The following is a 26,386-nucleotide window of genomic DNA, read 5'->3' on the forward strand; positions in this document are numbered from 1 at the left end:
CTGAGCATCTCCAGCTTGGGCTCTCACTGTCGTTCGTTGAAGCTGGTCTTCTTGTTCTTCATAGCCACTTGCCAGCCCGCAGGAAAAATGGCCTGACCATTTTTCCTCATCAACTCCATTTTTTGTTTGACTGACGTTTGCAAAGAAATTGGCAAATCATAAAATGCTTTGTCAACCTGTGTTTCTCTTGCCAAGTCCAGCACTCCATTCTGGTGTCTGATGGCCACCTTTCGCCCTTTGTGATAAATCAAAATTTTTATTCGTCCATCGTCGTAACCGTTCAAAGCAGAAGTTCCATAAACAATGATTGGGTCAACTAAACCATCACCGTCGTAGTCCTTAAAATCGGTGTATTTTGTCCAAAACCAGATAGACGTTTCATCATTCTCATTTTTAATAATATTATCATTAATCTCCCAATTTTTAACAAATGAGCTATTATCAGCCTTAAGGCTTACAGCTCTAATCTTATGATTTAGCGTGTCTTTGTCCGTGGCTATTTCATCTTTGCTTTCGGTCAATATGCAATAATGATGTCCGTCATTATCAACGTACTTGTAAACTCTAAAAATTGGGAAGGTTATATTCAGTGTCTTACGAACAACTTCGGGCAACAAGCTAGCTATTTGCCTGGAAGTAAGAACCTGGGGAGAAATTCCCAACTTTTGAGCAGTAGTTGTTAGATAAAAGAGAGCAAGAAATAAAGTAAATATGTTTTTCACTTTAAAAAGAATGTTAAATAAAGAAATGCCACGGAGTAGGACCATCTTTCCCAAAGTAATATGCTTGACACGCTTAACCCAATTTTGTCTCTTTACAACCGAGTAGCGTTATGCTACCAAATAAACAAAAGCGGCGGAAAGCAGCTCAAAATACTGCTTTCCGCCGCTTGCAAAAACGACCAAAAATAAATTATTAACTAAACAACTCCCCAGTAGCTGTATTGCCGCGCAGGTGTTGCGGCATCTGCTTACCTAGGTGCAGGTAAGCGGCTTCCGTAGCTTCGCGGCCGCGGGAAGTGCGCTTGATGTAGCCTTCCTGAATCAGGAACGGCTCGTACACTTCCTCGATGGTTTCGGCTTCTTCGCCGCAGGCCGTGGCAATGGTGCTGATGCCCACCGGACCACCTTTGAACTTGTCGATGATGGTGCTCAGGATGCGCTTGTCCATGTCGTCGAGGCCGTGGTGGTCGACGTCGAGGGCATTGAGGGCAAACTGCGCAATTTCGACGGTAATGGTGCCGGTGCCGCGAATCTGGGCGAAGTCGCGGGTACGGCGCAGCAGGTTGTTGGCAATACGCGGCGTACCGCGCGAGCGGCGCGCAATTTCGAAGGCAGCATCCTCATAAATGGGCGTACCTAGGATTTCGGACGAGCGCAGTACGATGTCGGTGAGCAGTTTGGAATCGTAGTACTCCAGGCGGGCATTGATGCCGAAGCGTGCCCGCAGCGGCGAAGTCAGCAAGCCGGAGCGCGTGGTAGCGCCAATCAGCGTGAAGGGGCTCAGGTTGATCTGCACCGAGCGCGCATTTGGGCCCGAATCGAGCATGATGTCGATGCGGTAGTCCTCCATGGCCGAGTACAGGTACTCTTCCACCACCGGGTTCAGGCGGTGAATCTCGTCGATGAACAGCACGTCGTGCGGATCGAGGTTGGTCAGCAGACCGGCCAGGTCCGAGGGCTTATCCAGCACCGGACCGCTGGTCATCTTGATACCGGCACCTAGCTCGTTGGCAATGATGTGAGACAGAGTGGTTTTGCCCAGACCGGGAGGCCCGTGCAGCAGGACGTGGTCGAGGGCATCGCCGCGCTGCTTGGCCGCCGCTACGAACACCTTCAGGTTATCTACGATCTTGGCCTGGCCCGCAAAATCATCAAAGCTTAGCGGGCGGAGCGCCTTGTCAATCTCCTTGTCGGAGGGATTCATATGGTCGTCGCCGCCAGTCAGAAAAGGTTCGCGCATGAGTCTATATTCAAATAAGGCGTTGGATAAAGGTAACGCTTTTGCCTAGTAAAAAGCTCCTGTTTTTTAGCAAAAATATACGAGCGAGTGCAAGGCAGAAGCATTTTACTAATCTATTTAGCTAATTTGTATATCATTCCGAGCCAAGTAAGGAATCTGAGTTAAGACCTAGGTTGATCAATTCAGATTCCTCGCGCTGCTCGGAATGACATACGCCCAACATTTATCCGGCGGCTTCGTTCTTTGCAGCTCGTTTTCCGACCTTTGCGCCCATGTTTTTCGCAGATACTCCGGGCGCTTCGCTCCAGCAGCTTCCCGCCGATGCTTATTCGCGTCTGGCGCCGTGCTTATCATTGCTTGGTATGGCGTGCACGCATCTGTTCAGCCATTCGGCGGGGCCGGTGCCGCAGCAGGTAACAGCCCTTACCGGCTTGGATGCAGCAGCGGTAGCCACCCTCAATGCCATCGACTCGACACCTGGGTTACAGCACGTACTCACCGAGCGCCCCTTGCGCCTCTTCGATTTTGTGGTGGTGGGGCGACTTTGTCTGGAAAGTCCGTTGGCAACGCCCGTGCTGGCGTTCGTACAGCAGCAGATGCAGATAGATACCGCGCAGCTCCGAACCTTACAGGAGTATTGCGAGGTGCTTAGCGCACAACTGCAACAGGCGCTTGAGCAGCACCTTGCCGGACCTAGCGGCGCGGCCGCACTGGCGCCCCTGCACCGCCGTGCGCAGCAGCTCCGGACGCTGTTTGAGCAAAACGCCGAAACGCTCCGGCCGGCGCTACCCGCCGTCGTGACCCTAGGTTTTGACGAAGGCCGCTTGCAGATGCTGCGGCTCGCTCTGCTCCTCGTGCAGGAGCTTCGCCACACCAAATCCAGTCATCCTTTTCTGCAAGCGCTGCCACGTCTTGCGGCGTTGTCTGTGGCAGCCACGGAAGCCATGAGTGCGCGCCTTGCTGCTATTCATCAGACTGATCGTCTGGAGCTTAGCTTGCCGGAGCTGGTATTGCTTTACCAGGCCATGCACGTTTGCGCGCTGGCGTTTGTGTCGGATGTGCTGGGCACCCTAGGTATGGAAGCCGCCTTCCCGACAACCGCAACGACGCCGAACCAGACCACCGGCAGCAGCCGACAAGCAGTAGCCGGCTTAGTAGTGGGTTTCACGCGCTGGGTTGAGCAGGAATTCGGGCAGGAGCCGTCGGTGCAGATTGCCCGCCAGGAGGTAGCGGAATTGGCCGGAACTTTAAGCTGAATCATATGTATAGCAAAGCCGAAGTTTCGCAACTCCGCCAAGCCTTCTGGACGACATTCGGCCAGTATATGGCCCCGGTGCCTTCCGCCGAAGGCATACCGACCAACTGGATCAACTACAAAACCGGGCTTAAGCACGTCTATTTTCGGATGCAGGCCGATGGGCGGCGCGCTACCATCGGCATCGAGCTGACGCACCCGGATGCAGACATTCGGGCGCTGTTCTTTGAGCAGTTTCTGGCGTTGAGAACCCTGTTGCACGAAACCCTGGGCGAGACCTGGCAATGGGAGCCGGAAGCGCTGGATGCCAACGGCCAGCCGCTGGCGCGCATCTACCAAGCCCTCAAACCCGTCAACCTTTTCAGCCGCGACGACTGGCCGCAACTGATTTCTTTTTTTAAGCCGCGGATTATGGCTCTAGACGAATTCTGGAGCAATGCCCAGTATGCGTTTGACGAGCTGCGGTGAGAACCTCACCCCCGACCCCTCTCCTCAGGAGAGGGGGGCCATTGTGAACAGCGACTTTGGAATTGCCTCTTGATGTCAGGCTCCCCTCTCCTGAGGAGAGGGGCCGGGGGTGAGGTCCAAGCGGCCACTACGTTCTCTGTGGCTCAATCAGTTCTTTAATAGAGTCGTGGAGCATGTGGTGCAGGTGATTGTATTGCCCCTCATCCATCAACTCCTGCAAGGCGTGCATCACGCTGGAAAAAGCCTTTTGTGCTTCTTCATCCGACGGAAAGTCCAGCACGTTGGCGCGGTTGTCATAGGTGCGGATAAAGTCCAGCCACTCCTGCCGGTTCCGGATGTTGATCGGAACGGGCCGGATTTTGAACCCTTCGAAGTAGATTCCTTTCCAGATAATGGGTAGCTGCGCACCTAGGTGCACTGCTTCTTCTGCCGGAATCCGGTCGCGCAGGGCGTGCAAAACCGCCCGAAAAATGCGGCCGGCCTGCTCCCGCTCCATCACGAGGTGCCGGGCTACTACTTTCAGCCAATTGTTGGCATCGCGCTGATAGTCTTCAAAGTTGAGTGACATTGCGAAGCTGATTTAAGGGGAGCAAGTAGGAAAACACCCGGCCTGATCGACTAACGACCAAGTCGGGTGGTACTAAAAACCTAGGTTTTATTCCTGATTGCCGCTGCGGCTTCCTTTGTGGCCGCTCTGGCCGTGGTCGCCACGTGGGCCACTCTCGGCTTGGTGCGACGATTGGGCGCTTGGCGTGTGCAGGTGTGGCTGCTTGCTTTGGCCGCCACCGAGGGTACCGTCGTCGCTGGGACTGTCGGTTTTGTCACCTACTGCGCCGCCAGGGCCGTTGTTATTGCCCCCGGAGCCCGTCACGACGGTAGCTACGCCGTCGGAAGTACCATCGTCGCCGGTGGTGCTAAAGTCCTGGGTAGGGTCGCCCTCGCGAGTGCGCTCGTGGTGCGGGCGCGGGTCGTTGCGGTCGGGCTGAATACGCGACTCGGGTGTTTCGTGGTAGTCCTGATTGCCTTGCGCACGGCGCTCCTGGCGGCGCGATTCGGCATTTTCGTGGTCGGGTTGCTGCTCGTTGGTTGCCATAGCTCGTAGGGTGGTTGGTGGAGCTAGGGTATACGACAAACCCGTACGCCAGGGCAACGGAAGAGGTACAGCTTTTTGGGGTTATATAGCTGAGCAATAACAATATGCCAGCTACCAACAACTATCCTAACAGACCTAGGTTCGTCTGCTTTACCCGCCCCTACTCTGCCATCAACAGCACTTCCATCTCCAGATACAGCCATTCATCTTCCCAAGCTTTGTGGGTGAGGCGGCCACCTAGCTTATACCCCGCATCGAGCAAGCGGGCAATGGTTTCGTTGCGGCCTTCGGGCAGGTAGCCGAGCCACATGGCGTCGGCATCGGCGGTGTACACGCGCACGGCCCAATCGTCGTAGGTGCTATCGGCTTCACGGACTAAAGTCAAAGCTTGGCCTACTTGCAGATTTGGCTCGTAGGGCTTCAGGCCCTCACGGTGCGAGGTACCCGCAATGAGGCTTTCGAGCAGAACAAGGGGCGCAGAGGAAGCAGGAGACGCAGCGGCCATAGCAACGCGTGGAAAGAGTGGTTAGGAAATGAATGGGCTAATATAGGTACAGCAATCAACAGGTTAGTCGTGGTAGATACGTGACAGCACTGCCGCCTTGCGCCATGAGTTGCCTTCTCTTCTGTAAACGCGCAACTCTTCATGCCCTCCAGGCCAGAAGACACGGATGATAGCACGTTTGTGATTTCTCGATAACAGAGGACAGAACATACCGTATAGGTTCCTGCTGCCATATCGCTTTAACAATGTATCTTCTACTCGGTATTCTGTAAGGATATCTGCTAATATTCCTAACTGCTTGCTCACACGCTCACGGAAGGCAGTAAGTGTATCAAACGGCAGTACTTTTACTTCTGGCAAGTGAAGTTTTGTTTGTTCAAACTCAAACTTTGCTACGCTTGGCAGTTGCCGGCGCATGTAAGCTAGGTCAGTGGCCGAAAAGTACTTGAGCAATAAGGCATGGTTTGATTTACTGCCTCGCTTAACAGAATCCACCATTGGATACATGTTGTTGCTTAGGTAGCAGTGATCCAACAAGAGCTGAGTTGCAGCTACTGTGTCCTCAGGTGTGTAAATTTTATTCCCCAGGTAAATCCGCCCTTGTGTCTGTTGTTGTAAGAAGCTTATTGCCTCTTGCCGGTTTTCGTCCAAAACTGATTCTGCTAATTGATAAATCAGCTTCTCAGGTACTTGCTGTCCTAGGCATCGGCTAGCATTATGTAGCAGAAATAGTAGCAAGCAGAGGGAATAAACTCTCATAATCAAGAAATCAAAAAGGCTGCCCCATGTACTTGGAGCAGCCTTCTTTTACTACTTTGATAATCTTACTTAAATGCCTGAATGCCCGTAATATCCGCCCCCGTAATCAGCAGGTGAATATCGTGTGTGCCCTCGTAGGTAATCACCGATTCCAGGTTCATCATGTGGCGCATGATGGGGTATTCGCCGGTGATTCCCATGCCGCCGTGAATCTGGCGGGCTTCGCGGGCTACTTCTAGCGCCATAGCTACCGAGTTGCGCTTAGCCATGCTGATCTGGGCGGTGGTGGCTTTGCCTTCGTTTTTCAAGGTGCCTAGGCGCCAGGCCATGAGTTGCGCCTTCGTGATTTCGGTAATCATTTCGGCTAGCTTACGCTGCTGAAGCTGGTAGCTGGCAATGGGCTTGCCGAACTGCTCCCGCTGCAACGAGTACTTCAGCGCCGATTCGTAGCAGTCGATGGCGGCCCCGATGGCACCCCAGGCAATACCGAAGCGGGCCGAATCCAAGCAGGAAAGCGGGCCGCGCAGCCCTTCCACGTTGGGCAGCACGTTCTCTTTGGGAATGCGCACGTTGTCGAAGACCAGCTCGCCGGTAGTGCTGGCGCGCAGGCTCCATTTGTTATGGATTTCGGGCGTGGTGAACCCCTCCATGCCGCGCTCCACAATGACCCCTTTGATCCGGCCTTCCTCATTCTTGGCCCACACCACGGCCACTTGGCACTCGGGTGAGTTCGAAATCCAGAGCTTGGCGCCGTTTAGCAAGTAATAATCGCCTTTGTCTTCTAGTTTGGTGACCATGCCACCGGGGTTGGAGCCGTGGTCGGGTTCGGTGAGGCCGAAGCAACCTAGCCACTCGCCCGAAGCTAGCTTGGGCAGGAACTTGCGGCGTTGTTCCTCCGAGCCGTATTGGTAGATTGGGAACATCACTAAGGAGCCTTGCACCGAAGCCGTAGAGCGCATGCCGGAGTCGCCACGCTCAATTTCCTGCATGATGAGGCCGTAGCTAATATAGTCGAGGCCACCGCCGCCGTACTCCGTCGGGATGGTTGGTCCGAAGGCGCCTACTTCACCAAACTTCCGCACGATTTCCGAGGGGAAATGCGCCTCTTGTGCCCATTGCTCGATATTGGGTGAAATCTCCTTTCTCACGAAGTCGCGCATGCTCTGGCGGATGAGCTTGTGCTCCTCGGTCAGCAGGCCATCGAGGTCAAAATAATCGGTGAAGCCGGCGGCGTTGGTCGAGCCGCGCTGCGCACTGTGCGCTTTGGCGTTCGTGGAAAGGATATCAGCTTGGGAAGACATAGCGAATTCAATTAGGGGTGGTTTTCAAAGATAGGAAGTTACCAGAGCTAGGTAGAAACAGGCGGGAATAAAAACGTCTGTCATCCTGACGAAGGAAGGACCTGCTGCCAGTTGAACGACCATCATAACAACTCGTTCAACTGGCAGTAGGTCCTTCCTTCGTCAGGATGACAGACTGGTTTGTGTTGCTTCTCGTCTTAGAACTTCACTCCTACCGAAGCCAGCACGTTGCGGGTGGCTTGGGGGAAATACCAGTTGAACGTGTCGAGGCTGCCACTGGCACCTAGGTAGCTGTAGGTGTAGCCGTTGGCTACATATTTACGGCTCAGCACGTTATTCACCAGCAAACCTAGCTCAATCTCCTTCACGAACGTGGGATGAATCGAGTAACGCACCCGAAAGTCCATCACCTGATAGGGCTTGATGCGGCGCTCGTAGCTGGCGGAATTATCAAGGTACTGGCGACTAACCGTTTTATAAAGCAGTGCCACCCGCAAACCCTTCAGCGGCTGACCTTCGAGCGTATGCGCCGATATCACCGAAGGCGAGTACGAAATGGTAGAGGTGCGCGCCTCAGCTACCACAGGATTATAGTCGATGTCATACGTTACATCACGATAACCTAGGATGCGGTTGCGGCTTACTGTGATGGTGCTGCTCAGGCTGATTTTGTCGTTGGCGGAAGCAAAACCGGTTAGTTCCAGGCCGGCGCGGTAGCTACGCGCCACGTTGGTGCGCAAGGCGGTGCCCACGTCGTTCAGCTGGCCGGTAGCTACCAGCTGGTTGCGGTAGTGCATGTAGAAGTAGTTGGCTTCCAGGCGCAACGCCGCACGCTGACCTAACAAATTCGCATTGGGCATGTTGAGGCGGTAGCCGCCCTCGAAGTCATTCAGGCGCTCGGCTTTGGCGGTTTGGTCGCCGGCGGGGCGGTCGGTGAAGTCGGAGCGGATGGGTTCGCGCTGGCCCACGGCGAAGCTGGCGTAGAGCTGCTGCCCTTCGGACAGGGCGAAAGTGGCGCCAGCTTTGGGGTTGAAGAACGTGTAGCGGGCGCGGGTCGTCACGTCGTTCTGATCATCCTCAATACCATCGATGTTGTAGGTGATGTGGCGCACCTGCACGTCGCCGTACACGCCTAGCTTAGGCAGCACCTGCCAGGTGGCGCGGGTGTAGGCGTTGTAGTCGGTTTTGGTAGCATCGTTGAAGTAGTAGCGGTGGCGGATGTCGCCACTGGAAGCATACTGCGCCCAGATCACTTCGCCGTAGTGGTCATTATCGAACCGATTCCAGGCGCCGCCGATGGTGGCCTGAAGCTTGTCGTTGTCGCGGGGCTGGTAGTTCAGAGCGAACGTGCCGCCGTAGAAGTAGTTATCAAGCCACTTGCGGTCAACCAAATTGGTGCGGGTGATAGTATCGCCGCCGATGATAACATTAGCTAGGTTGTAGTCCGAAAAGCGCCGGTTAGCGCGGTAGTTTTCGTAGTAGCCGAAGCCGCGCGTGAGGTGCAAGGCGGCACCTAGGTTCCAGTCCTGACCTAGGCCTTGCGAAAGGTGCAGCTGGTAATGGTTCTGCTGGTAATTGTCGGTTTGGTTATCGTAGGTGTAGTAGCTGTAGCGGCGGCCTTCTTGCAGCACCCGCGCCGCATCAGCCTCGCTCAGCTCGCCGTTGTCGATATAATTCTGCAACAACGCCCGATTACCGGTAATGGCAGGTTCGGGCACGCCGTTCCAGGCCTGGTAGGTTTTTTCGCGGCCAGAGAAGGTGATGAACTTCAGCAGCGTATTCTTGGCCTGATAACCGGCCGAGAAATAATACGATTTCAGATCCGACGAAGCCCGGTTCATGTAGCCATCCGAAGCAACTCGCGACAAGCGCCCATCAACCATGAAGTGCCCACCGAGCAGCCCCGTGCCGAACGACACGTTGTTGCGCCAGGTGTTGAAAGAGCCGTAGGTATTCTGGGTTTCGGCGTAGGCTTCGCGGCGCACATCCAGGGTTGAGATGTTGATGCTGGCCCCGAAAGCCGCGCCCCCGTTCTGGCTCGTGCCCACGCCGCGCTGCACTTGCAGGCTGTTCACCGACGAAGCTAGGTCGGGCAGGTTCACCAGGAAGGAGCCGTGCGACTCGGGGTCATTCAGCGGCACCCCGTTGATGGTCATGTTGATGCCTGTGTTGCTCGTGCCCCGAATCCGAATATCGGTGTAGCCCACGCCGGCACCTGCGTCGGAGTTCACCACCACAGAGGGTGTCTGGTCGAGCAGATAAGGCAAATCCTGGCCGAAGTTGCGCTGAGCTAGGTCTTGACGGTTGAGGTTGGTGTAGGCCGTGGCCGTGCGCTCGTTGGCGCGGGAGGCTGTTACGAGCGCCTCGCCGGTGAGCACGCCACTCGGTTGCAAACCTAGGGTCAGCTGCTGAGCGGCAGGTTGACCTTCGATGCGCCGGACTAAACCTTGATACCCGATAAACGTGATGCGCAACTCGTGTGGGCCAGCGGGCACGCTAGGTACTGTAAAAGAGCCATTCACATCAGCAGCGGCCGAGGCCGGTGCGCCATCCAGCAGAATGGTAGCGCCGGGCAGGGCAACGCCCGTGCGAGCATCCGTGACGGAGCCCGACACCAGTCCTTGCGCCCACGCCGAAAGCGGCAGCGCCAACAGCGCCGCGCCCGAAAACAATAAATTTTTCAAGAAGAACTTGATAAAGTGGAACGAGCCCAGCGCCAGGGGTCGGCGCAGCAGGCAGATACGTTCGCGGATCGTTTGTTCCCTTCGCCGGCATTACCCGGATCAGGTTCAATGGGTATGATCTCAGCCTGGTTGTTTTTGCGCGCAAAAACAGCAGGCACCCCTAAACTCGTATTGTCCTGCAAAGCTAGACCCCACCGGCGCTAGTTCCAAACTGAGGCGGCTTGCTCTTTACTTTCGTCTGAAAATCATCTACCTTAGGATAGGTATTTGGAGCCGGATTTTTTGGGTTGAAACAGAAAACAACTCCCATCCTTCTCCCGTTACCCTTTTGCCGCCCACGAGACTCCTACCGTTCCGCCTGCTACTATTTACCTGCCATGATCAGCTTAATCTACACGCTCGTGGTACTTGCCATTCTGGCTTATTTTATGGTGGTACCGCGCCGGCGTTTCCAGCGTCCGCCCTCGCCTGACAACGACGATGACGGCGGCGAACCGCTCGACGACGGCCTGCCCGACCTAGACTTACCGCCCGGCATCAGTCGCCCCATTAACGATTGGGAACCCGACTACAACCGACGCCCCAAAACACCGCACCCCAGCACGCCGCTGCTGTCGTAGCACAGTCGCGAGGCAACCACATCAAAGGGCCCTTACCGCTACTGCTGCTCGCCTTCCGGCGGCAGCAGTAGCGGTAAGGGCCCTTGGCTTTTCGGGTACCTAGCTTATGGCAGTGCTTTCTGCATCCGCACGTAGGCAATCGGGCCTTTGTAAAACACTGAGCCTACCGGCTTCATCCCGAACTTGTAGTACAAACCCGTGGCTTCCTGCCGCGCGTCGCAGGCAATGGTCGTGGCCCCGCGCTGCCGGGCTTCCTGCATTACCCGCGTCAGCAGCTCCGAGCCGATGCCTTGCCGCTGATACTTAGGGTCGACGGCGAACTTGCGAAATCGGGCAGCTTCCTTTTGCACAAACAACGAGATAACACCTAGTAGGCGTTCTTCGTGAAAAGCCCCAAAGTGCTGCCCTTCGTTGTCCTCTGCAATTTTGACGTACTCCAGCGGTTTGTCCGGCCACAGCACCGAATGACGCAGCGCGTACGTGTCTTCGGGCTGAATGACGCGAATGATAATCGGTAAGGGCATGATTTGTTTACGATACCGTTATCGTGTACTCGGCCGTGAAGGTCTGGCCGGAAGCTAGAGTCAGAATGCCTTCTTTGTCGGCTAGTTCGCCGGAGTCGCCGACGGAGCTAGCGATGCCCTGCCACGGCTCGATGCACACGAACGCCGCGCCCGGCCCTTTCGTCCAGAGACCTAGGTACGGGAACCCATCAAAGCGTAGGTTTACGGCGCGCTCCGAACGGTGGCTGCGCAGGGCGACCTGCGAGAAATCAAACTTCTTCAGCACCAGCGCGTCCTGGGCAAACAGCTCATACGTGAGCGGCAGCTCGGCAGTGTCGGTCAGCAGCGGCTCGGTTTGGCCGTTGAGTAGACCGCCTTCCAGTAGGTGCCGCTCCAGGGTTTCCGGCGCATCGAAGGCAAAATAGTAATCCTCAAACTGCTCATCGGGCAGCAGCGGGCACCGGAATGCAGGGTGCGCCCCAATACTGAACAGCAGCTCTTCGCCGGCCGGGTTCTGCACCTCCCAACGTACCGCGAGTGTCGTGTCTTGCAGCCGATACGAGATGCGCAGCACGAAATCGAATGGATATACGGTGCGGCTCTGCTCATCAGCGCGCAGTTCGAAGGTGAGCGTATCGGCGGTTTGCTGCGCGAGGGTAAACTCCCCATCGCGGGCGAAGCCGTGCTGTGATAGTTTGTAGGTCTGGCCATTGTGCTGGTACGTATCCTGCGGCAAGCGCCCAACGATAGGAAACAACACCGGCGCGTGTCGTGCCCACACGGCCGGGTCGGCCTGCCACATGTATTCGAGGTCACCTAGGTCTTTGCGGATAAAGCTGCTAAGCTCGGCGCCGTGCGCCTGCACGCTCACGCGGCACTGGTCGTTTTCGAGAGAGTAGGTCATAGAGGTGAAAGTAAGAAGGTAACGCGGACTCTGTAGTCCGCGCTACAGTTGCACGCTTAAAGCTAGGTTCTACTACGCAATACGCGGACTATAGAGTCCGCGCTACAAACTTTCGAGCAGCTTATCTACCAGTTCACACGCCCGCGCCAGCCGCTGCTCCCCTGTCCCGCTGATTTCGGCAAAAGGAATACCTAGGTTTCGCAGCTCCTGCTGATAAAGCTGGTAGAAATACGTGCGCATGTGCGGGTGTTCGCGCAAAGGATCCGGCTCCCAGGGCAGGTCGATGTTGAGCAGCAAGGTCAGGTCGTGGCGCTGCTGGGCTAGCTTTTGCAGAATCCACGCGGGGCAGTGGCCGAAGGCATGTTCCGCCCATATTTTTATGACCAGTAAATCCGTATCTACGAACACGATGCGCTGAGCAGTGGCTACAGCGGCTTCTTCGGCCGCTAACTGACCACGGGCAATTTCTTCTAAGTCAGTAAGGGTATAATCTGGGCCGTGCGCATCTAGGTACACACGGGCGTACTCGGGCGCCCACGTGGTGCCGTAGTGCTCAGCCAGCTGTCGGCTCAACGTTGATTTGCCCGTAGATTCTGGGCCGGTAATAGCGATGCGCACCATGCTAGGAAGTCGTTAACGATTCGTTAGCTGCGTACGCGGCTTTCGCCTCGGCGCGGCGCCAGGCCAGGTAGCCGTAAGTAGCCAGCACCAAGTACACGGCGTAAAGGCCACTAGTCGGGTACAACTCTTTGTGCCACAGAATAGGCACGTATAGCGCATCTACCAGAATCCAGAGCCACCAGTTTTCCAGACGTTTGCGCATCATCAGGTATTGCGCGGCCAGGCTAATGGCCGTGGTCAGGCTGTCCCAGTGCGGCAACGAATCGTCGGTATAATGCTGGAGGTAGTAGCCAAAACCTAGGGTAAACAGCACCACCCCTATCAGCAGCAGCACCCACTCCACCGGACGGGTGCGCGATACTTTTAGCTCCGTGTTGCGGGCACCGCCGTACAGCCATTCGTACCACCCGTACAAACTCATCAGAATGAATACTACCTGCAAGTTGCGGTCGGAGTACAGCCGCGCGCCATGGTACACAATGATGTAGAGTCCACAGCTAACAATGGCCACCGGAAAATTCCACAGCGATTCGCGGGCCGCCAGCCACACGCACGCCACGCCGGTAAGCACCGCCACCCACTCGAGCGGCGTGCTGCCGGCTGCGGCAATCCAAAAATCATAAAGCGACTGAAGCACAGAAAAAGACGTAAGCGCGTACCGGGAAAATCAAAGCTAAGACGGCATGGTTTATTTTTGCAGCTAGCTTTCTTTTTCCTTTTTCTCCAAACACCAGTTTATGCTTCCTGAACTCACGCCCGAAGCCCTTCACGCCCGGCTCCAGCAGGGAGAAACTATTCAGCTGATCGACGTGCGCGAGCCGGAGGAGTACGCCTACTGCCGCATCGAAGGCAGCCAACTCATACCGCTCGGGGAGGTAGCGCAGCGCGCCGAAGAAATCGACCCCGACCAACCCGCCGTGCTCATCTGCCACCACGGCGTGCGCTCGATGCAGGCGCTGGCGTATCTGCAACATCGTCACGGCCTGACCAACTTGCTGAACCTGCGCGGCGGTATTCACGCCTGGAGCTTACGCGTCGACCCGACGGTAGCGGTGTACTAGGCGGGCGCCTGCTCTGGCAAGCTTACTTCGGGCAGTTTTTTGGTAGACGCCGGTGACGTTGACTGAGCTAGCTTTTGTTTATTCAGCGCCCGCATATGCAGCAGGCCAATCAGCATCGCCATAATGCCGGCACCCAACACGGTATTCTGCACACCGATATGCTGCGAGGCCGCGCTGATGAGCAAACTACCCAACGGCAGCAGGCCCGCGTAGGCCAGCACGTAGAGACTGAGCACCCGCCCGCGAAGCGCCAGCGGCACCGTAGTTTGCAGCAGGGTGTTGCTGATGGTAAGCTGCGTTACCATCCCGAAAGCCCCGAAGACGAGCGCCAATAGCGCCAGCACATACCAAGCTAGGTGCGAAAACAAGATCAGCCCCACCCCCAGAATAAAGGTGTTGATCATCAGCAGCTTCTTCAGATCTACGCTTGGCCCACGCGAAGCCAGGAAGAACGCCCCGATGAAAGCACCTAGCCCCACGGCTCCTTCCAGCATGCCGAACGTGGTGGCCGAGCCATGAAAAACATCCTTGGCATACACCGGCAGCAGCGTGGTAAAAGGCAGCACAAACAAGCTGATGAGCATCAGCATGACGATGATGTGCCGCACGGCAGGTGTCGCAGCCACGTACCGCAGGCCTTCCTGCAATTCCTCCAGCATGCCTTTCGTGCGCAGCCTGGCCTCGTAAGCGGGCAGCTTCATCGCTACCAGCGAGCCGATGACGGCCACGAAGCTCAGCGCATTCAGGCCAAAGCAAGCCACGGCACCTAGCTTTTCCAGGGCGAAGCCCGCCAGAGCCGGCCCTAGCAGCTGGGCCAGCGTTACCATCGAGGAATTCAGCGCTATTGCGTTGGGCAGGTCTTGCTTGTCATCGACCAAGGCGGGCACAAGCGACTGACGCGCAGGCACGTCAAAGGCATTGATAATACCCAGCACCACACTCAGACCAATGATGCCCCACACCGCACCCGGTCGAAAGAAAACCAACAGCGTCAGCAACAATGCTTGGCCCATCGACAAAGCTTGCGTCAGAAGCAGCACGCGGTAGCGGTGGTAGCGGTCGGCCACACCGCCACCCAAAAAGGAGAAAATGGCCGCCGGGAACAGTGTAGCAAACACGCTCACCCCCAGCATAAACTTAGAATGCGTCAGCGAATACACCAGCCAGCTGACTGCCGTTTTCTGCATCCAGGTACCCAGAAGGGAAAGCGACTGTCCGGCAAAAAATAAGCGGTAATTGCGGCTGTGGAAGGCGCGAAAAGTACCTGAATTCATACGAGATTTTAAAAGAAGAACGGCCAGCGCGTCTTATTCGGCATCAACCAGCTTCGTCAGAGCCGGTAGCACCTGATGCACCTTCGCCAGCTCCTCGGTCGAGCAGGTTTCCTGCAACGCTTTCACCAGCCACTCATCCACTTCATGCCGCACCTCCTGAAGATACGCCCGCCCTTCCGCCGATAAGCTAATGCCAACTTTCCGCTTATCGGCCTCCAGCGCCTGCCGCGTGATGTAGCCTAACTCGGTCAGGTGCCTGAGAATCTGCGACATCGCCTGAGTAGTAACCTTCTCTCGGGCGGCCAGCTCGGTGGGCAATAGCTGCGGATGCTGATCGAGCAGTTTGAGCACCGACCGTTCAGTAAGCGAAATCTTGCTGTGGGCTGAGGATTGACTGCGCAGCTTTTTAATCAACCGAAATACGACGGTGCGCAACTCTACTGCCAGCTGAGCCGCATCAGATTGTTCAGCCATTTAACAAGCTCAATTACGTAAGCCACTTAACAAATATACCCTATACAATGGGCTAGGTTGCAACTCCTACCGTCAGTTTTTCAAGCAAGCAGGCTTCGGACCTAGGTTGTAACTTCGCGCAGCATAGGGCAAAGCACATCAACTTCACTTTGCTATAATGTATTTCCAGAGCACTGTTAAGCTTACGACAATAAGCGAACCAGCTCTTTGCTGACTGTCTCCCCCACCGAATGCTACTCCCCGACCTTCCCATCCGGGCTGCCCTCCCGGAGTTACTCACGACCCTAGGTGCCACCAACTGCGCGGTGCTACAAGCGCCGCCTGGCGCGGGCAAAACCACCGTAGTGCCCTTGGCGCTGCTGGAAGCCGACTGGATGCCCGCCAATGGTCGCATCATCGTGCTGGAGCCACGGCGGTTGGCGGCACGGGCCGCAGCGGCGCGCATGGCGAGTTTGCTGGGCGAGCCGGTGGGCCAAACGGTAGGCTACCGGGTGCGCTTGGAAAGCAAGATTTCAAGCAAGACCCGCATTGAAGTCGCCACGGAAGTTATCCTGACGCGCATGTTGCAGGACGACCCGGCGCTGGAAGGCGTAGCGGCCGTGCTCTTCGATGAGTTTCACGAGCGCAGTCTGCAAGCCGACCTAGGTTTGGCCTTGGCGCTGGATGCGCAGGCGGTACTGCGGCCCGATCTGCGCCTCCTTATTATGAGTGCCACGCTGGAAGCGGAGCGGCTGGGGAGCTGGCTCGGCGCGCCCGTGGTGCGCAGTGCGGGCTTGCAACATCCGGTGGCAACGCACTACCTGACCCCAGCCCGACTGGCCGCCACCAGCAACCGCCCTCACGAGCGGCTCGCGCATCTTACCCCGGCCATCGTGCGCGAAGCCCTGGCCCAGCACCCCGGCGACGTGCTCGTGTTTCTGCCTGGCCTGGCCGACCAGCGCCGCACGGCGGAAAAGCTAGGTTCATTGCCCAATAACGTTGATGTGCATGTGCTGCACGGCGAGCTGCCGGCCGAGCAGCAGGATGCCGCGCTGCGCCCCGCGCCAGCTGGTCGGCGCAAAGTGGTGCTGGCCACCAGCATTGCCGAAACCAGCTTAACCATTGAGGGCGTGCAGGTGGTAGTGGATGGTGGCTACGCCCGCGTGCCTCACTTCGAGCCGCACACCGGCCTCACCTCGCTCGAAACCGTGCCCGTGAGCCAGGCCGCCGCCGACCAGCGCCGCGGCCGGGCCGGGCGCCTGGGTCCCGGCACCTGCTACCGCCTCTGGACCGAGGCCGAACACGCGCTCCGCCCGGCCCACCTGCCCCCCGAAATCCTGACCGCCGACCTGAGCGGGCTGGCGTTGGAGCTAGCCCTCTGGGGTGTGCAGGATGCCAGTACTTTGCGCTGGCTCGATGCGACTCCGGCCGCTGCCTTGGCCCAGGCCCGCGACTTATTGATGAGGCTAGGTGCCTTGCTGCCTTCCGGCAAACCCACCGAACACGGCCGCACACTGGCGGGCCTGGGTCTGGTGCCGCGGCTGGGGCATTTGGTCATTCGCGGGAAAGAGGCGGGCCACGGCGCTACGGCCTGCGCGTTGGCGGCGTTGCTCACCGAGCGCGACCTACTGCGCCTGCCCGACGGAGCCGCTACGCCACCCGATCTGCGCCTGCGCCTGGAAGCCGTTGCGACGGGCCGCTCGCCACTACCGGGTCTGGTGCCCGATCAGGGTGCTTTGCACCGGGTGCGCGAGGCAGCGGCCGTGCTCCGGCACCGGGCCGATGTCAGGACAACGCAGCTCGAACCGGATGCCGCTGGCTTGCTGGCGGCGCTGGCCTATCCCGACCGCCTCGCGCAACGCGAGTCGCCGGAACGGGTGCGCCTCGTGACGGGGCAGCGCGCCAGCTTGCCGGCCGAGTATTTCGGGCGCGATGATGTGTTCTTTGCCGTGGCTCACCTCGATGGCCCACCTGCGTTGCCCCGCGCCGTGCTGGCCGCCCCGCTCGACCGCGCCGAGCTGGACCAGCACTTTGCCGACCTCATCGAAGTGAGTGAGGACGTAAGCTGGGATGCTGCCGCCGGACGCGTGGTAGCCCGAAAGCGCCGCCGTTTGGGTGCACTCAACCTTGCCGAAATGCCGTTGGCGAATCCTGCGCCCGAGGCCATCGAAGCAGCGCTTTTGGATGGGTTGCGTGCCGCTGGCCTAGGTCGGTTGCCGTGGAGCCCGGAGGCGCAGCAGGTGCGGGAGCGACTGGCTTTTCTGCACGCCTTAGCTCCTGCGGAATGGCCGGATGTGTCGGATGAAGCACTGCTGGCGCAACTGGAAGATTGGCTCGGGCCTTACCTGGGCGGGCTGAAATCAGTAGTGGAAGTAAACCGCCTTGATCTGCGCCAGGCGCTGCTTGCGTGGTTGCCGGGCGGCTGGGGCCAGCAGCAGGAGCTGGACCGCTTGGCGCCTGCCCAGCTTGCGGTGCCCACCGGCTCGCGCATCACCCTCGACTACTCCGACCCGGCAGCGCCGGTGCTAGCGGTCCGCTTGCAGGAAGTTTTTGGCCTGCTCGATACGCCTGTAGTTGGAGGCGGGCGCGTGCCGCTCACGCTGCATCTGCTTTCGCCGGGCCACCGGCCGGTGCAGGTGACGCGGGACTTGCGCAGCTTCTGGACCAACGGCTACTTCGAGGTCCGCAAGGATATGCGCGGCCGCTACCCCAAACACTATTGGCCCGACAACCCCTTGGAAGCTGAGCCGATGCGCGGCACCCGCCGGCAGAACGGGCTGAAATAACCTAGGTTGACCAAACTTAGGTTTTGCCATTTAAGCGTGCTTGCCGTAGACCTAGGTTCACTGCCTTGTCTCATGCGTGCATTCTTTACCTTTTTGGCTAAACGCCTTCTCCTGCTGACACTAATCTCGTGGGGAAGCCTGACTGCGCGCGGGCAAAGTGCCACCACCGGCCGCATTAGTGACCGAAACAACAACGCCTGGCTGATGTATTTCGGGGATGCGCGCTTCGCGGAGCGGTGGAGCCTGCACACGGAGTTTCAGTACCGCCGTACCAACGGTCTGCGCGACCCGCAGCAGTATTTCTACCGCATTGGGCTTAACTATCATGCGTCCGAAAAGCTGATGCTGACGGCCGGCTACGTGTATTTGCTTTCGCTGCCCTACGGCGACTATCCCGACCCCGGCCGTTCGTGGGAGCGACGCTTTTACCAGCAGCTTCAGCTCGAGGAAACGTACGGCAAGCTAGGTATCATGCACCGCTTCCGGCAGGAGCAGCGCTGGCTGCGCGATGCCGGCTCCGACACGTACAAGATTTCCAACCGCAGCCGCTACCGTATCCAGCTCACGCTGCCCATCAAAGGCAAAAACGATGAGCCTAACACCTTATATGTCACTGCCTACAACGACCTGTTTATCAGCTACGGGCCCAACGTGAAGCAGAATATCTTCAACCAAAACCGCCTCTATGGTGCTCTAGGTTATCAGTTCACCAAAGCGACTTCGCTGGAGCTAGGCTACCTCTACCAGATTGTGCAGCACGACGATGGGCAGGTATTTGAGTACAATCATACCCTGCAAGCCAGCCTAACGGTGAACCCGGATTTTCGCAAGAACAAGCCGTAGCGCAGCCTGCGCTTCGCGTATCGCTGAACGATAAGCGTTGTGACGAACCTAGGTGTGAGTCGTTCAACGATGCGCGAAGCAGGAGCTTCGCGCTACAACCTAGCCTGGCCCTTGCTCCGAATCGGTGGCAGCCGAGTAGCCCCGCGCCGAAGTGTAGTGGCGGTGCAGCCACCGGCTCAGCCCACCTAGGCCCGGAAACAGTACCCGCTCCGTGATATTTGCCTGATCGAGTTTATCGCGCACTTCCCATTTCAGGCTAGCCGGAATGATGATGCGGAAGTACAGCGTAGGATGGGCTTCCAGCCAGTCGTGCAGGTTAGCCTGTGCCGTCGACATGAGAGCAAACAGCGCATATTGGTGCACGATGCGCTCATCCAGCGAAGGTGGTTCCAGAAACAGCACGAATGGCTCTTGCTGCATCTGCTCCAGGTCGCGCAAGGTGGGACAAACCGGCTCCAGCAGCTCCGGCGTAAACACATTGGAGCCTTCCTGCCGAATGGCCTCACGCAGGGGCGCCGGTAGGCTTTCGGCCGCTTTCACGTAGTTGATGGCCCAAATCACGCCGTCCTCGTTGTAGGCATTCAGGTCTTCGGTGGCAAAATGCAGCGCTACGTAGGGCGAATACGTCCAGTCGAGCATGCGCGTGGGCAGGCCGTGGTGCTGCGCCAGCGCCATCCAGTTCCAGATCGACGTTTCGGAGTCGGCGGTGCCGCGGGCGTACTTGCGGAAGTTACGCAGCAAGTGGTGCTCCAGCCGGTCGAAATCGCCCCCCAGCCGCGACAGGCTTGTACTCAGCGTGTAGGTGTGCGAACGCAGCCCCCGGTACACGAAAGGCGAGCGGTAGCGCCCGATGCGCCCGTCCCAGGTGTCGCGAAACAACACATGTTGCAGCTCCTCCCAGGAACGAACGTGAAGATCATTGATGCTCGAATACACGGCTAAGGTAAGTTGGCTCGCCCTCAAATACGGCAAATGCGTTTGCGCGGACAAGCTGAACCTAGGTAACCAGCGTGCTTTTCCGGCCCTCTTGAACAGTTGAAGCAGCTTTCCTCCCGTCAGGAAAAGGCTAGGTCTTCAGAAAATTATAGGTTAGCAAGCAAGGCTGCTACTTGGGTTTACAAAACCTAAGAACGCCGCAGCTAGGTAGCTGCGGCGTTCTTAATTAAGCTTCTTTTCTACTGAAGTAAGCAGCCGAAGCGCCTATTCTCCCTCCGGAAAATCAGCCGCGTTACCGATTTCGGCCACACCTTCCAGCTCTTTCAGCAGGTTCGTAAATTTGTCGCGGGCGCCTTTCACGGCGGCTTTACCCAAGGGCAGGTGCAACGGCGGATTTTCTTGGTTTACTACATCGTACATGGCTTGCGCCGCACGCACTGGGTCGCCGGGCTGCTTGCCGCTGTAGCTCTGAATGCCTTTCAGGTTTTCGCCCACCGTGGCGCGATAGTCCTCAATAGCCGTGTCTGCGAAGGTAGCCGAGCGGCCGGCCCAATCCGTGCGGAAGCCGCTGGGCTCGATGTTCGTAACCTTAATACCCAGAGGCGCTACCTGCTGCGCCAGGCTCTCTCCGATAGCTTCCAGGGCAAACTTGCTGGCGTTGTAAACGCCCACGCCAGGGAAGGTTTTCAGCCCGCCGATGCTAGTAATGTTCAGCACATGGCCGCTTTTCTGCTGGCGCAGGTGCGGCAAAACGGCCCGTAGCACATGCAGCGGCCCAAATACGTTCACGTCAAACTGCCGCTGTACTTCCTCGGCCGGGATTTCCTCGATGCTGCCCATCGAGCCGTAGCCGGCGTTATTCACCACCACATCAATGCGGCCAAACACATTGATAGCCGTCTGGATGGCTTCTTTTACCTGCTGCTCGTTGGTCACATCGGCCACCACGCCGTGCGCCCGGTCATCGGCTTTCTGGGAGAATACTTCGGCCTGCTCCAGCTTGCGGAACGTAGCCACGACCTGGTCGCCTTTATCGAGCACGAAGCTCGCCAGCGCCTCTCCGAAGCCGGTAGAGGCTCCGGTTATAAACCATACTTTGGAAGTTGTTGCCATGAGGAAAATGAAATTTAGGTAAGCAAGGCAGCCTACGGGCCGCACTTACCCTGCTTCAACTGCCTTGCCCCGAACTAGGTTTTCGGTTGAGCGCTTTAGAAGCACTGAACCCAGGCGGTCATTTCGACCAGCGGGAGAAATCTCGCGTGCAATGGTAATCCAATCATCAGGTAATTAGCACCACAACCTCAGCACGCGAGATTCCTCCCGTTAGTCGAAATGACGTTCGCTTTCTTTCGGCCCTGTAGGCCTGTTAGTCAGCCGACAAACCTAGGTTAGCACACCTAGCTTTTCCCTTTACAAAACCTTAATCACACAGAACCCAACTTTTCACCGTATCTTTGTCCGGCAATAAGAAGTACCTAAACTCTTGTTGCTATGGCCGACCAGCCCGCCAAAATTGCCTTTGAGGCTCTCACCTACGACGACGTCCTGCTGCTACCTGCTTATTCGGAGGTACTGCCCCGCGACGCCGACACCAGCACCCAGCTCACCCGCAACATCCGCCTGAACCTGCCTTTTATCTCGGCAGCGATGGACACCGTCACGGAGTGGGAGCTGGCAATTGCCATGGCCCAGGAAGGTGGCATCGGCATTATTCACAAGAACATGAGCATCCGGGCGCAGGCCGAGCAGGTCCGCCGCGTGAAGCGCTCGGAAAGCGGTATGATCCTGGAGCCCTTCACCTTGGAAGAGCATGCCACCCTAGGTGATGCCAAGCAGCTCATGCGCGACAACAAGATCGGGGGTATTCCGATTGTTGACACTGAGCGGCGCCTGAAGGGCATTCTCACCAACCGCGACCTGCGCTTCGAAAAAGACATGACGCGCCCGGTAGCCGAGGTGATGACCAAAGACAAGCTCGTCACGGCCGAAGCCGGCACCGAACTGGCTGTTGCCGAGGAGATTCTGCAAGATTCCAAAGTTGAGAAGCTGCCAGTCGTTGATACCGAAGGCCGGCTCGTCGGCCTGATTACCTACCGCGACATCCGCAAGCGCCGCCGCTCGCCCAATGCCTGCAAAGACCAGTATGGCCGGCTACGCGTCGGCGCCGCTGTCGGGGTCACCCACGATCTACTGGACCGCATTGCGGCACTGGTCGAGGCCGGCGTCGATGTGGTAAGCGTTGATACGGCGCACGGCCACTCGAAAGGCGTGCTGGATGCTGTGCGCAACATCAAGCAAACTTTTCCTAACCTGGATGTCATTGCCGGCAACGTAGCCACCGCCGAAGGTGCCCGCGCCCTGGCCGATGCCGGCGCCGACGCCGTGAAGGTCGGCGTGGGCCCTGGCTCCATCTGCACCACGCGCATCATCGCGGGCATTGGGGTTCCGCAGCTTTCCGCTGTGCTGGAAGCGGCTCGCGGCCTAGAAGGCACCGGCGTTCCATTCATTGCCGACGGCGGTATTAAATTCTCCGGTGATGCCGTGAAGGCCTTGGCAGGTGGCGCTTCTTCCATCATGATCGGCTCGATGCTGGCCGGTACCGAAGAAGCGCCCGGCGAAGTAATTATCTACGAAGGCCGTAAGTACAAGACCTACCGCGGCATGGGCTCGGTAGAAGCCATGGAAGACGGCTCGAAGGACCGTTACTTCCAAGATGCGGAGGAAGACGTGAAGAAGCTCGTGCCCGAAGGCATTGTGGGGCGGGTGCCGTTTAAGGGCGCCGTCAGCGAGATTCTCTACCAAATGGCGGGCGGCCTACGCGCCGGCATGGGTTACTGCGGCGCCGCTTCCATCGATGTGCTCCAACAAGCCCGCATGGTACGCATTACCAACGCCGGCCTGCGCGAAAGCCACCCCCACGACGTCCAGATTACCCGCGAAGCCCCGAACTACAGCAGCCGCTAAGGAGCTAGCAGTTGCGTTTACCAACAGAATCCTGCCTGCCGCTTGCGCAGGCAGGATTCTGCATTTTTCTGATATTACATAACCTAGCTCGACTGCCTCGTATAAACACGTATCCTAGGTTATAAATACCTACTAGTTGTGTTGGCAATAGCCTCATACCCTACTCCGATACCATCCAGAAACAGCGTAAAGGCTTGATTTAGCAGAAATAACTCTCTCTAAAGTACTTTTTAGCTATAGCTATTCGCAACCGTCGTTTACTAACCTTGTTATAGCCATCATAAAGCCGATTTAACGAGGAAGTCTTATCTTGCCGATCCATTGTGCTTTTTTGTCTTAGGATTTTCAAGCAAAAAACTGTACTTTATCTTTCTTCATGACAATTCGCCAGAAGCTAGAAACGGCTCTTCTGCCGCTAATGCTGCTGAGTTGGATCGTGCTGCTCGCTAGTACGCTGCTGCACGCTAATCCGGCTGCTGCTAGCCGGTTTGGTACCCCACCCGATTGGATAACGCTAGTGGCGCAAGCGGCTTTTGTGGCTGCCACCTTTGGCTTCCAGCGTGCCCAGGCTGACTTATTGCGTGGCACCGATTTTATTGGTTTGCTGCGCCGTCTGGTGCTCGGGCCGGGTTTGCTGGCTACAATCTGTGTGGGCCTACACCTGCTGGAGCGGCTGGTGCAGTTCAACCACCCGAATGCCGACCGTACGTTTTTCGCCATCGTTTACACGATTAACCTAGGTCTGTTCGTCGTTTTTCTGGCGTTCACGAACTATGCGTGGCGGTCTTTAGTCTTGTTCCGGGCCTCCGAACGGCTGCGGCGCGAGTGGCTCTGGTTCGAGGTTCTGCTAGGTGCCACGCTGCTTTTCCGGCTCATCAGCTGGCAGTTGCCTTTATATGTGGCACTGCCGGTGCTGGGTGCGCTGGCGTTTTTCGGCGTGTATTTGAGTGGCAACCAAAAATGGGTGGCTTACCTGAGCCGGCGGCAAAAGATGGAGGCGGTAATGCTGCAAGGAGCTATCCTGCTGAGCATGACCATCTTCGTAGCCTACTTCCTACGCGTCGACCGAGATCCGAAGTTGGTAGCGCCGGAGCCGCAACATGCTTTTCTACTGCTTACGGTTTTCTTTGCCGCGTTCTACACCATCATGGGACTGCTGGTCACGCTGTTTAACCTGCCCACGGCCGGTGTTTTCGAGCAAAAGCGCGAGGAAATTCTTAGCTTACAGCGACTTACTCAACTCATCCAACGCGGCCAGACGGAGGAAGAGGTGTATTCCATGCTCTTCGACTCGGCCGTGCAGACCGTGGAGGCCGACGCAGCCTGGCTCGATGTGGAAGAGGAAGAAGGAGTTAGGTGCCAGCAGCGCTATAACATTGACGAACAAGGCTCTGTGGCCATTCGACACCTGCTTGCCGACTACAACCTAGGTCAGATCGAATACCTGAACAACGACCTGAATAATAGTAGCGGCTTCCGAGCCCTAGGCCTGGAATTCGAAGCGCTCATTGTAATGCCATTGCGCGCAACTAAGCGCAATTACGGCACGCTTTACCTACTCAAAAAGCAGCGCCAAGGCTTCGACCGCGAGAACATGAGCATCCTGCAAACCTTCACCAGCCAGACGGTACTCAGCATTGAGAATCTGCAACTGGTGGCGCGCTCTATCCAGAATGAACGCGTGCAGGAAGAGCTAAAGATTGCCTCGTCGGTACAGGAAAGCCTGATTCCGAAGAACTTACCGATTGACAACTGGTTTGAAATCAGTTCGCACGCGCTGGCGGCCAAAGAGGTAGGCGGCGACTTCTACGACTTTCTGCACCTGCCCGGCCGCCGCTTGGCCATTCTCATCGGCGACGTGTCGGGGAAAGGTGTTACGGCGGCTTTTCACATGGCCCAGATGAAAGGCATTTTCCACGCGCTAATGCAGGAAAATCCACTGGCCCGCACCGAGCGCGATAAGTTTCCGGTGCCCAGCCGCTTTATGGCAATGGCCAATACGGCCCTGATTCACTGTCTGGAAAAGTCGTCGTTCATTACGGCCGCCCTGTACATCATTGACTATGAACACGGTGGCTTCGTATTTGCCCGCGCCGGGCACTGTCATACGCTTTATTATCACTCGATCAAGGAGGAAGTGTCGTACTTTCGGACGGCAGGCCTAGGTCTGGGCATTATCCGCAACGACACTTACGAGAAGCACATCAAGAACCAGTTTTACGACTACAACCCCGGCGACGTGATGGTGATTTACACGGATGGCATCGTGGAAGCGCGCGGCGCCGACCAGTCGGAATACGGGGAGGAACGGCTGAAACAGATGCTGGAGCGCACGTATTATCTCAACGCCAATGAGATTAAAGCTCAGATCCTCGCCGACTTAGCCGAATTCAGCCGCGGTCAGCCCATTCACGACGATCAAACCCTACTGGTCATCAAGTTCCGGACCTCTCAACCCGAACCTAGCATCTAACGTAGAGCCCCGGTATGAAAGTGACTCAACAAGCCTCAGACGGCATCCTTACGCTCATTCTCGACGGTGAACTGGATGCTAGCTCTTCCGTGTTGCTCGATACGGAACTGACGAAGCCAGAAATCCTGAACAATCAGAAAGTTCTGATTGACTGCCAGCGGCTGAACTATATTTCTTCGGCTGGTTTAGGTGTTTTTATTTCTCACCTGCAACGGTTCCAGGATGCAGGCGTGAAACTGGTATTTTTTAACATGCAGGATAAGGTGCACAACGTGTTCGAAATCCTAGGTTTGGATGCGCTGATGACCATTGTGCCATCGGCCGCCGAAGCCACTGCCATCTGATTAGGAAGGAGTACTGAACGAGAATGAGAAACGCTATCAGAATTAGCTGTAACCGCCACAACCTGAAGGTAGTGCGCGATTTCGTTACGGCATTTCTGGCAACGTACCATCTTTCGGATGTACTGCTCAACCAGCTGTTGGTAGCGGTAGATGAAGTAGTAGCCAACCTAATTATTCACGCTAACGGCGAAGACGATTCCCAGTTCCTCAACCTCAAGCTATCCGTTGAGGACCAAACATTTACCATCGAGATAGAAGACGGCAGCAGCAGCTCCTACCAGCCATCCTCCTACCGGGAGCCCGACTTGCACGAGTTTATCCGGCTGGGTAAAAAAGGGGGCGTCGGCATGGCGCTCGTCAACCGCATTATGGATCGGGTGGAGTTTGCTACGGCAAACAACCACAACGTGTGCCGGCTCTACAAACGACTTACCTAACACTTAGGCACGCCTTACCCACAAACCTAGCTTTACTGTCAGGACCTGCTTCTTCTTGAGGCAGGTCCTGTCTATTTGGGGCTGTTTTGGCTGGCTTGGCTTACTTTGATTATATCTGTTCCGCTAATCATGCAAGGCCT

The 26,386-nt window shown here is 57.0% G+C and carries 26 protein-coding genes and 1 riboswitch; of the genes, 10 read left to right on the forward strand and 16 right to left on the reverse strand.

The features are described 5' to 3' along the window. Positions 1-23 precede the first annotated feature (23 nt). Both IEX74_RS02090 and ruvB read right to left on the reverse strand, forming a co-directional pair. Positions 24-722 (reverse strand): M949_RS01915 family surface polysaccharide biosynthesis protein, encoded by a 699-nt coding sequence (locus tag IEX74_RS02090; protein WP_188810455.1) that lies wholly within the window; start codon positions 720-722, stop codon positions 24-26. A 193-nt stretch (positions 723-915) separates the two neighbouring features. Continuing rightward, entirely contained in the window at positions 916-1,962 is a 1,047-nt protein-coding gene (ruvB, locus tag IEX74_RS02095) for a Holliday junction branch migration DNA helicase RuvB (RefSeq protein WP_188810457.1), read from the reverse strand. A gap of 272 nt (positions 1,963-2,234) precedes the next feature. Here ruvB and IEX74_RS02100 point away from each other — a divergent pair, with 272 nt between their 5' ends. Beyond that, a complete protein-coding gene (locus IEX74_RS02100) occupies positions 2,235-3,218 on the forward strand; it encodes a hypothetical protein (RefSeq protein ID WP_188810459.1) in 984 nt (327 codons plus the stop codon). A 5-nt stretch (positions 3,219-3,223) separates the two neighbouring features. Beyond that, positions 3,224-3,685 (forward strand): DUF4268 domain-containing protein, encoded by a 462-nt coding sequence (locus tag IEX74_RS02105; RefSeq protein WP_188810461.1) that lies wholly within the window; start codon positions 3,224-3,226, stop codon positions 3,683-3,685. 127 nt (positions 3,686-3,812) lie between these two features. On the opposite strand, the gene IEX74_RS02110 is transcribed toward IEX74_RS02105, so the two are convergent. From IEX74_RS02110 to IEX74_RS02135, 6 genes are all read right to left on the reverse strand, one after another. Continuing rightward, on the reverse strand, positions 3,813-4,253 hold the full coding sequence (locus IEX74_RS02110) for a DUF2267 domain-containing protein (RefSeq protein WP_188810463.1): 441 nt from the start codon (positions 4,251-4,253) through the stop codon (positions 3,813-3,815). A gap of 87 nt (positions 4,254-4,340) precedes the next feature. After that, positions 4,341-4,778 carry a hypothetical protein gene (locus IEX74_RS02115; RefSeq protein WP_188810465.1) on the reverse strand — a complete coding sequence of 146 codons (438 nt, stop codon included), beginning with the start codon at positions 4,776-4,778 and terminating at the stop codon, positions 4,341-4,343. Positions 4,779-4,938: 160 nt separating this feature from the next. Then, positions 4,939-5,283, reverse strand: coding sequence for an HIRAN domain-containing protein (locus tag IEX74_RS02120; RefSeq protein ID WP_188810467.1), 345 nt, complete (start codon positions 5,281-5,283; stop codon positions 4,939-4,941). Between the two features lie 63 nt (positions 5,284-5,346). Next, entirely contained in the window at positions 5,347-6,042 is a 696-nt protein-coding gene (locus IEX74_RS02125) for a hypothetical protein (RefSeq protein WP_188810469.1), read from the reverse strand. A 65-nt stretch (positions 6,043-6,107) separates the two neighbouring features. Then, positions 6,108-7,343, reverse strand: a complete 1,236-nt coding sequence (locus IEX74_RS02130; protein ID WP_229755082.1) for an acyl-CoA dehydrogenase family protein — start codon at positions 7,341-7,343, stop codon at positions 6,108-6,110. 197 nt (positions 7,344-7,540) lie between these two features. Beyond that, positions 7,541-10,027, reverse strand: coding sequence for a TonB-dependent receptor (locus IEX74_RS02135; protein ID WP_188810471.1), 2,487 nt, complete (start codon positions 10,025-10,027; stop codon positions 7,541-7,543). Positions 10,028-10,084: 57 nt separating this feature from the next. After that, a riboswitch (TPP riboswitch) is annotated at positions 10,085-10,199 on the reverse strand. Between the two features lie 205 nt (positions 10,200-10,404). On the opposite strand from IEX74_RS02135, the gene IEX74_RS02140 reads away from it, so the two are divergent. Next, positions 10,405-10,647 carry a hypothetical protein gene (locus IEX74_RS02140; protein ID WP_188810473.1) on the forward strand — a complete coding sequence of 81 codons (243 nt, stop codon included), beginning with the start codon at positions 10,405-10,407 and terminating at the stop codon, positions 10,645-10,647. A gap of 104 nt (positions 10,648-10,751) precedes the next feature. On the opposite strand, the gene IEX74_RS02145 is transcribed toward IEX74_RS02140, so the two are convergent. The 4 genes from IEX74_RS02145 to pnuC form a co-directional block, all read right to left on the reverse strand. Continuing rightward, positions 10,752-11,171 (reverse strand): GNAT family N-acetyltransferase, encoded by a 420-nt coding sequence (locus IEX74_RS02145; RefSeq protein ID WP_188810475.1) that lies wholly within the window; start codon positions 11,169-11,171, stop codon positions 10,752-10,754. Between the two features lie 7 nt (positions 11,172-11,178). Further along, entirely contained in the window at positions 11,179-12,054 is an 876-nt protein-coding gene (locus IEX74_RS02150) for an aldose 1-epimerase family protein (RefSeq protein WP_188810477.1), read from the reverse strand. Between the two features lie 102 nt (positions 12,055-12,156). Further along, positions 12,157-12,675, reverse strand: coding sequence for an AAA family ATPase (locus tag IEX74_RS02155; RefSeq protein WP_188810479.1), 519 nt, complete (start codon positions 12,673-12,675; stop codon positions 12,157-12,159). A gap of 1 nt (position 12,676) precedes the next feature. Further along, positions 12,677-13,312, reverse strand: coding sequence for a nicotinamide riboside transporter PnuC (gene pnuC / locus IEX74_RS02160; protein WP_188810481.1), 636 nt, complete (start codon positions 13,310-13,312; stop codon positions 12,677-12,679). Positions 13,313-13,412: 100 nt separating this feature from the next. Here pnuC and IEX74_RS02165 point away from each other — a divergent pair, with 100 nt between their 5' ends. Then, the gene (locus IEX74_RS02165; protein ID WP_188810483.1) at positions 13,413-13,736 is read left to right on the forward strand and encodes a rhodanese-like domain-containing protein; all 324 of its coding nucleotides are present in this window, start codon (positions 13,413-13,415) and stop codon (positions 13,734-13,736) included. Here the strand turns inward: IEX74_RS02165 and IEX74_RS02170 are convergent. Further along, positions 13,733-15,010, reverse strand: coding sequence for an MFS transporter (locus tag IEX74_RS02170; protein ID WP_188810485.1), 1,278 nt, complete (start codon positions 15,008-15,010; stop codon positions 13,733-13,735). The two genes, IEX74_RS02165 and IEX74_RS02170, sit on opposite strands and share 4 nt — an antisense overlap. A 33-nt stretch (positions 15,011-15,043) precedes the next feature. Beyond that, the gene (locus IEX74_RS02175; RefSeq protein WP_188810487.1) at positions 15,044-15,484 is read right to left on the reverse strand and encodes a MarR family winged helix-turn-helix transcriptional regulator; all 441 of its coding nucleotides are present in this window, start codon (positions 15,482-15,484) and stop codon (positions 15,044-15,046) included. 230 nt (positions 15,485-15,714) lie between these two features. Between IEX74_RS02175 and hrpB the strand changes: the two genes are divergently transcribed. Both hrpB and IEX74_RS02185 read left to right on the forward strand, forming a co-directional pair. Beyond that, entirely contained in the window at positions 15,715-18,249 is a 2,535-nt protein-coding gene (hrpB, locus tag IEX74_RS02180; RefSeq protein WP_188810489.1) for an ATP-dependent helicase HrpB, read from the forward strand. A gap of 93 nt (positions 18,250-18,342) precedes the next feature. Then, positions 18,343-19,092 (forward strand): DUF2490 domain-containing protein, encoded by a 750-nt coding sequence (locus IEX74_RS02185; protein ID WP_188810491.1) that lies wholly within the window; start codon positions 18,343-18,345, stop codon positions 19,090-19,092. Positions 19,093-19,191: 99 nt separating this feature from the next. On the opposite strand, the gene IEX74_RS02190 is transcribed toward IEX74_RS02185, so the two are convergent. Beyond that, positions 19,192-20,082, reverse strand: coding sequence for an FRG domain-containing protein (locus tag IEX74_RS02190; RefSeq protein WP_229755083.1), 891 nt, complete (start codon positions 20,080-20,082; stop codon positions 19,192-19,194). 210 nt (positions 20,083-20,292) lie between these two features. Next, positions 20,293-21,141, reverse strand: a complete 849-nt coding sequence (locus tag IEX74_RS02195; RefSeq protein ID WP_188810493.1) for an oxidoreductase — start codon at positions 21,139-21,141, stop codon at positions 20,293-20,295. A 378-nt stretch (positions 21,142-21,519) separates the two neighbouring features. On the opposite strand from IEX74_RS02195, the gene guaB reads away from it, so the two are divergent. The 4 genes from guaB to IEX74_RS02215 all read left to right on the forward strand — a co-directional run bounded on the left by guaB (position 21,520) and on the right by IEX74_RS02215 (position 26,246). Continuing rightward, positions 21,520-22,992 (forward strand): IMP dehydrogenase, encoded by a 1,473-nt coding sequence (gene guaB, locus IEX74_RS02200; protein ID WP_188810494.1) that lies wholly within the window; start codon positions 21,520-21,522, stop codon positions 22,990-22,992. Between the two features lie 376 nt (positions 22,993-23,368). Beyond that, on the forward strand, positions 23,369-25,465 hold the full coding sequence (locus IEX74_RS02205) for a PP2C family protein-serine/threonine phosphatase (protein WP_188810496.1): 2,097 nt from the start codon (positions 23,369-23,371) through the stop codon (positions 25,463-25,465). A 14-nt stretch (positions 25,466-25,479) separates the two neighbouring features. Further along, positions 25,480-25,809: an STAS domain-containing protein gene (locus IEX74_RS02210; protein ID WP_188810498.1), complete on the forward strand. Its 330-nt coding sequence runs from the start codon at positions 25,480-25,482 to the stop codon at positions 25,807-25,809. Between the two features lie 71 nt (positions 25,810-25,880). Continuing rightward, on the forward strand, positions 25,881-26,246 hold the full coding sequence (locus IEX74_RS02215) for an ATP-binding protein (RefSeq protein ID WP_229755084.1): 366 nt from the start codon (positions 25,881-25,883) through the stop codon (positions 26,244-26,246). Positions 26,247-26,386: the final 140 nt, after the last annotated feature.

The organism is Hymenobacter cavernae, assembly GCF_014641455.1.
In the GTDB taxonomy this organism is placed as follows: domain Bacteria; phylum Bacteroidota; class Bacteroidia; order Cytophagales; family Hymenobacteraceae; genus Hymenobacter; species Hymenobacter cavernae.

Bases quoted from the DNA above. Each gene is read 5' to 3' on its own strand.
- ruvB (WP_188810457.1), bottom strand. From the start codon at position 1,962: ATGCGCGAACCTTTTCTGACTGGCGGCGACGACCATATGAATCCCTCC.
- IEX74_RS02100 (WP_188810459.1), top strand. From the start codon at position 2,235: ATGTTTTTCGCAGATACTCCGGGCGCTTCGCTCCAGCAGCTTCCCGCC.
- IEX74_RS02105 (WP_188810461.1), top strand. From the start codon at position 3,224: ATGTATAGCAAAGCCGAAGTTTCGCAACTCCGCCAAGCCTTCTGGACG.
- IEX74_RS02110 (WP_188810463.1), bottom strand. From the start codon at position 4,253: ATGTCACTCAACTTTGAAGACTATCAGCGCGATGCCAACAATTGGCTG.
- IEX74_RS02115 (WP_188810465.1), bottom strand. From the start codon at position 4,778: ATGGCAACCAACGAGCAGCAACCCGACCACGAAAATGCCGAATCGCGC.
- IEX74_RS02120 (WP_188810467.1), bottom strand. From the start codon at position 5,283: ATGGCCGCTGCGTCTCCTGCTTCCTCTGCGCCCCTTGTTCTGCTCGAA.
- IEX74_RS02125 (WP_188810469.1), bottom strand. From the start codon at position 6,042: ATGAGAGTTTATTCCCTCTGCTTGCTACTATTTCTGCTACATAATGCT.
- IEX74_RS02130 (WP_229755082.1), bottom strand. From the start codon at position 7,343: ATGTCTTCCCAAGCTGATATCCTTTCCACGAACGCCAAAGCGCACAGT.
- IEX74_RS02140 (WP_188810473.1), top strand. From the start codon at position 10,405: ATGATCAGCTTAATCTACACGCTCGTGGTACTTGCCATTCTGGCTTAT.
- IEX74_RS02145 (WP_188810475.1), bottom strand. From the start codon at position 11,171: ATGCCCTTACCGATTATCATTCGCGTCATTCAGCCCGAAGACACGTAC.
- IEX74_RS02150 (WP_188810477.1), bottom strand. From the start codon at position 12,054: ATGACCTACTCTCTCGAAAACGACCAGTGCCGCGTGAGCGTGCAGGCG.
- IEX74_RS02155 (WP_188810479.1), bottom strand. From the start codon at position 12,675: ATGGTGCGCATCGCTATTACCGGCCCAGAATCTACGGGCAAATCAACG.
- IEX74_RS02165 (WP_188810483.1), top strand. From the start codon at position 13,413: ATGCTTCCTGAACTCACGCCCGAAGCCCTTCACGCCCGGCTCCAGCAG.
- IEX74_RS02170 (WP_188810485.1), bottom strand. From the start codon at position 15,010: ATGAATTCAGGTACTTTTCGCGCCTTCCACAGCCGCAATTACCGCTTA.
- IEX74_RS02175 (WP_188810487.1), bottom strand. From the start codon at position 15,484: ATGGCTGAACAATCTGATGCGGCTCAGCTGGCAGTAGAGTTGCGCACC.
- hrpB (WP_188810489.1), top strand. From the start codon at position 15,715: ATGCTACTCCCCGACCTTCCCATCCGGGCTGCCCTCCCGGAGTTACTC.
- IEX74_RS02195 (WP_188810493.1), bottom strand. From the start codon at position 21,141: ATGGCAACAACTTCCAAAGTATGGTTTATAACCGGAGCCTCTACCGGC.
- guaB (WP_188810494.1), top strand. From the start codon at position 21,520: ATGGCCGACCAGCCCGCCAAAATTGCCTTTGAGGCTCTCACCTACGAC.
- IEX74_RS02205 (WP_188810496.1), top strand. From the start codon at position 23,369: ATGACAATTCGCCAGAAGCTAGAAACGGCTCTTCTGCCGCTAATGCTG.
- IEX74_RS02210 (WP_188810498.1), top strand. From the start codon at position 25,480: ATGAAAGTGACTCAACAAGCCTCAGACGGCATCCTTACGCTCATTCTC.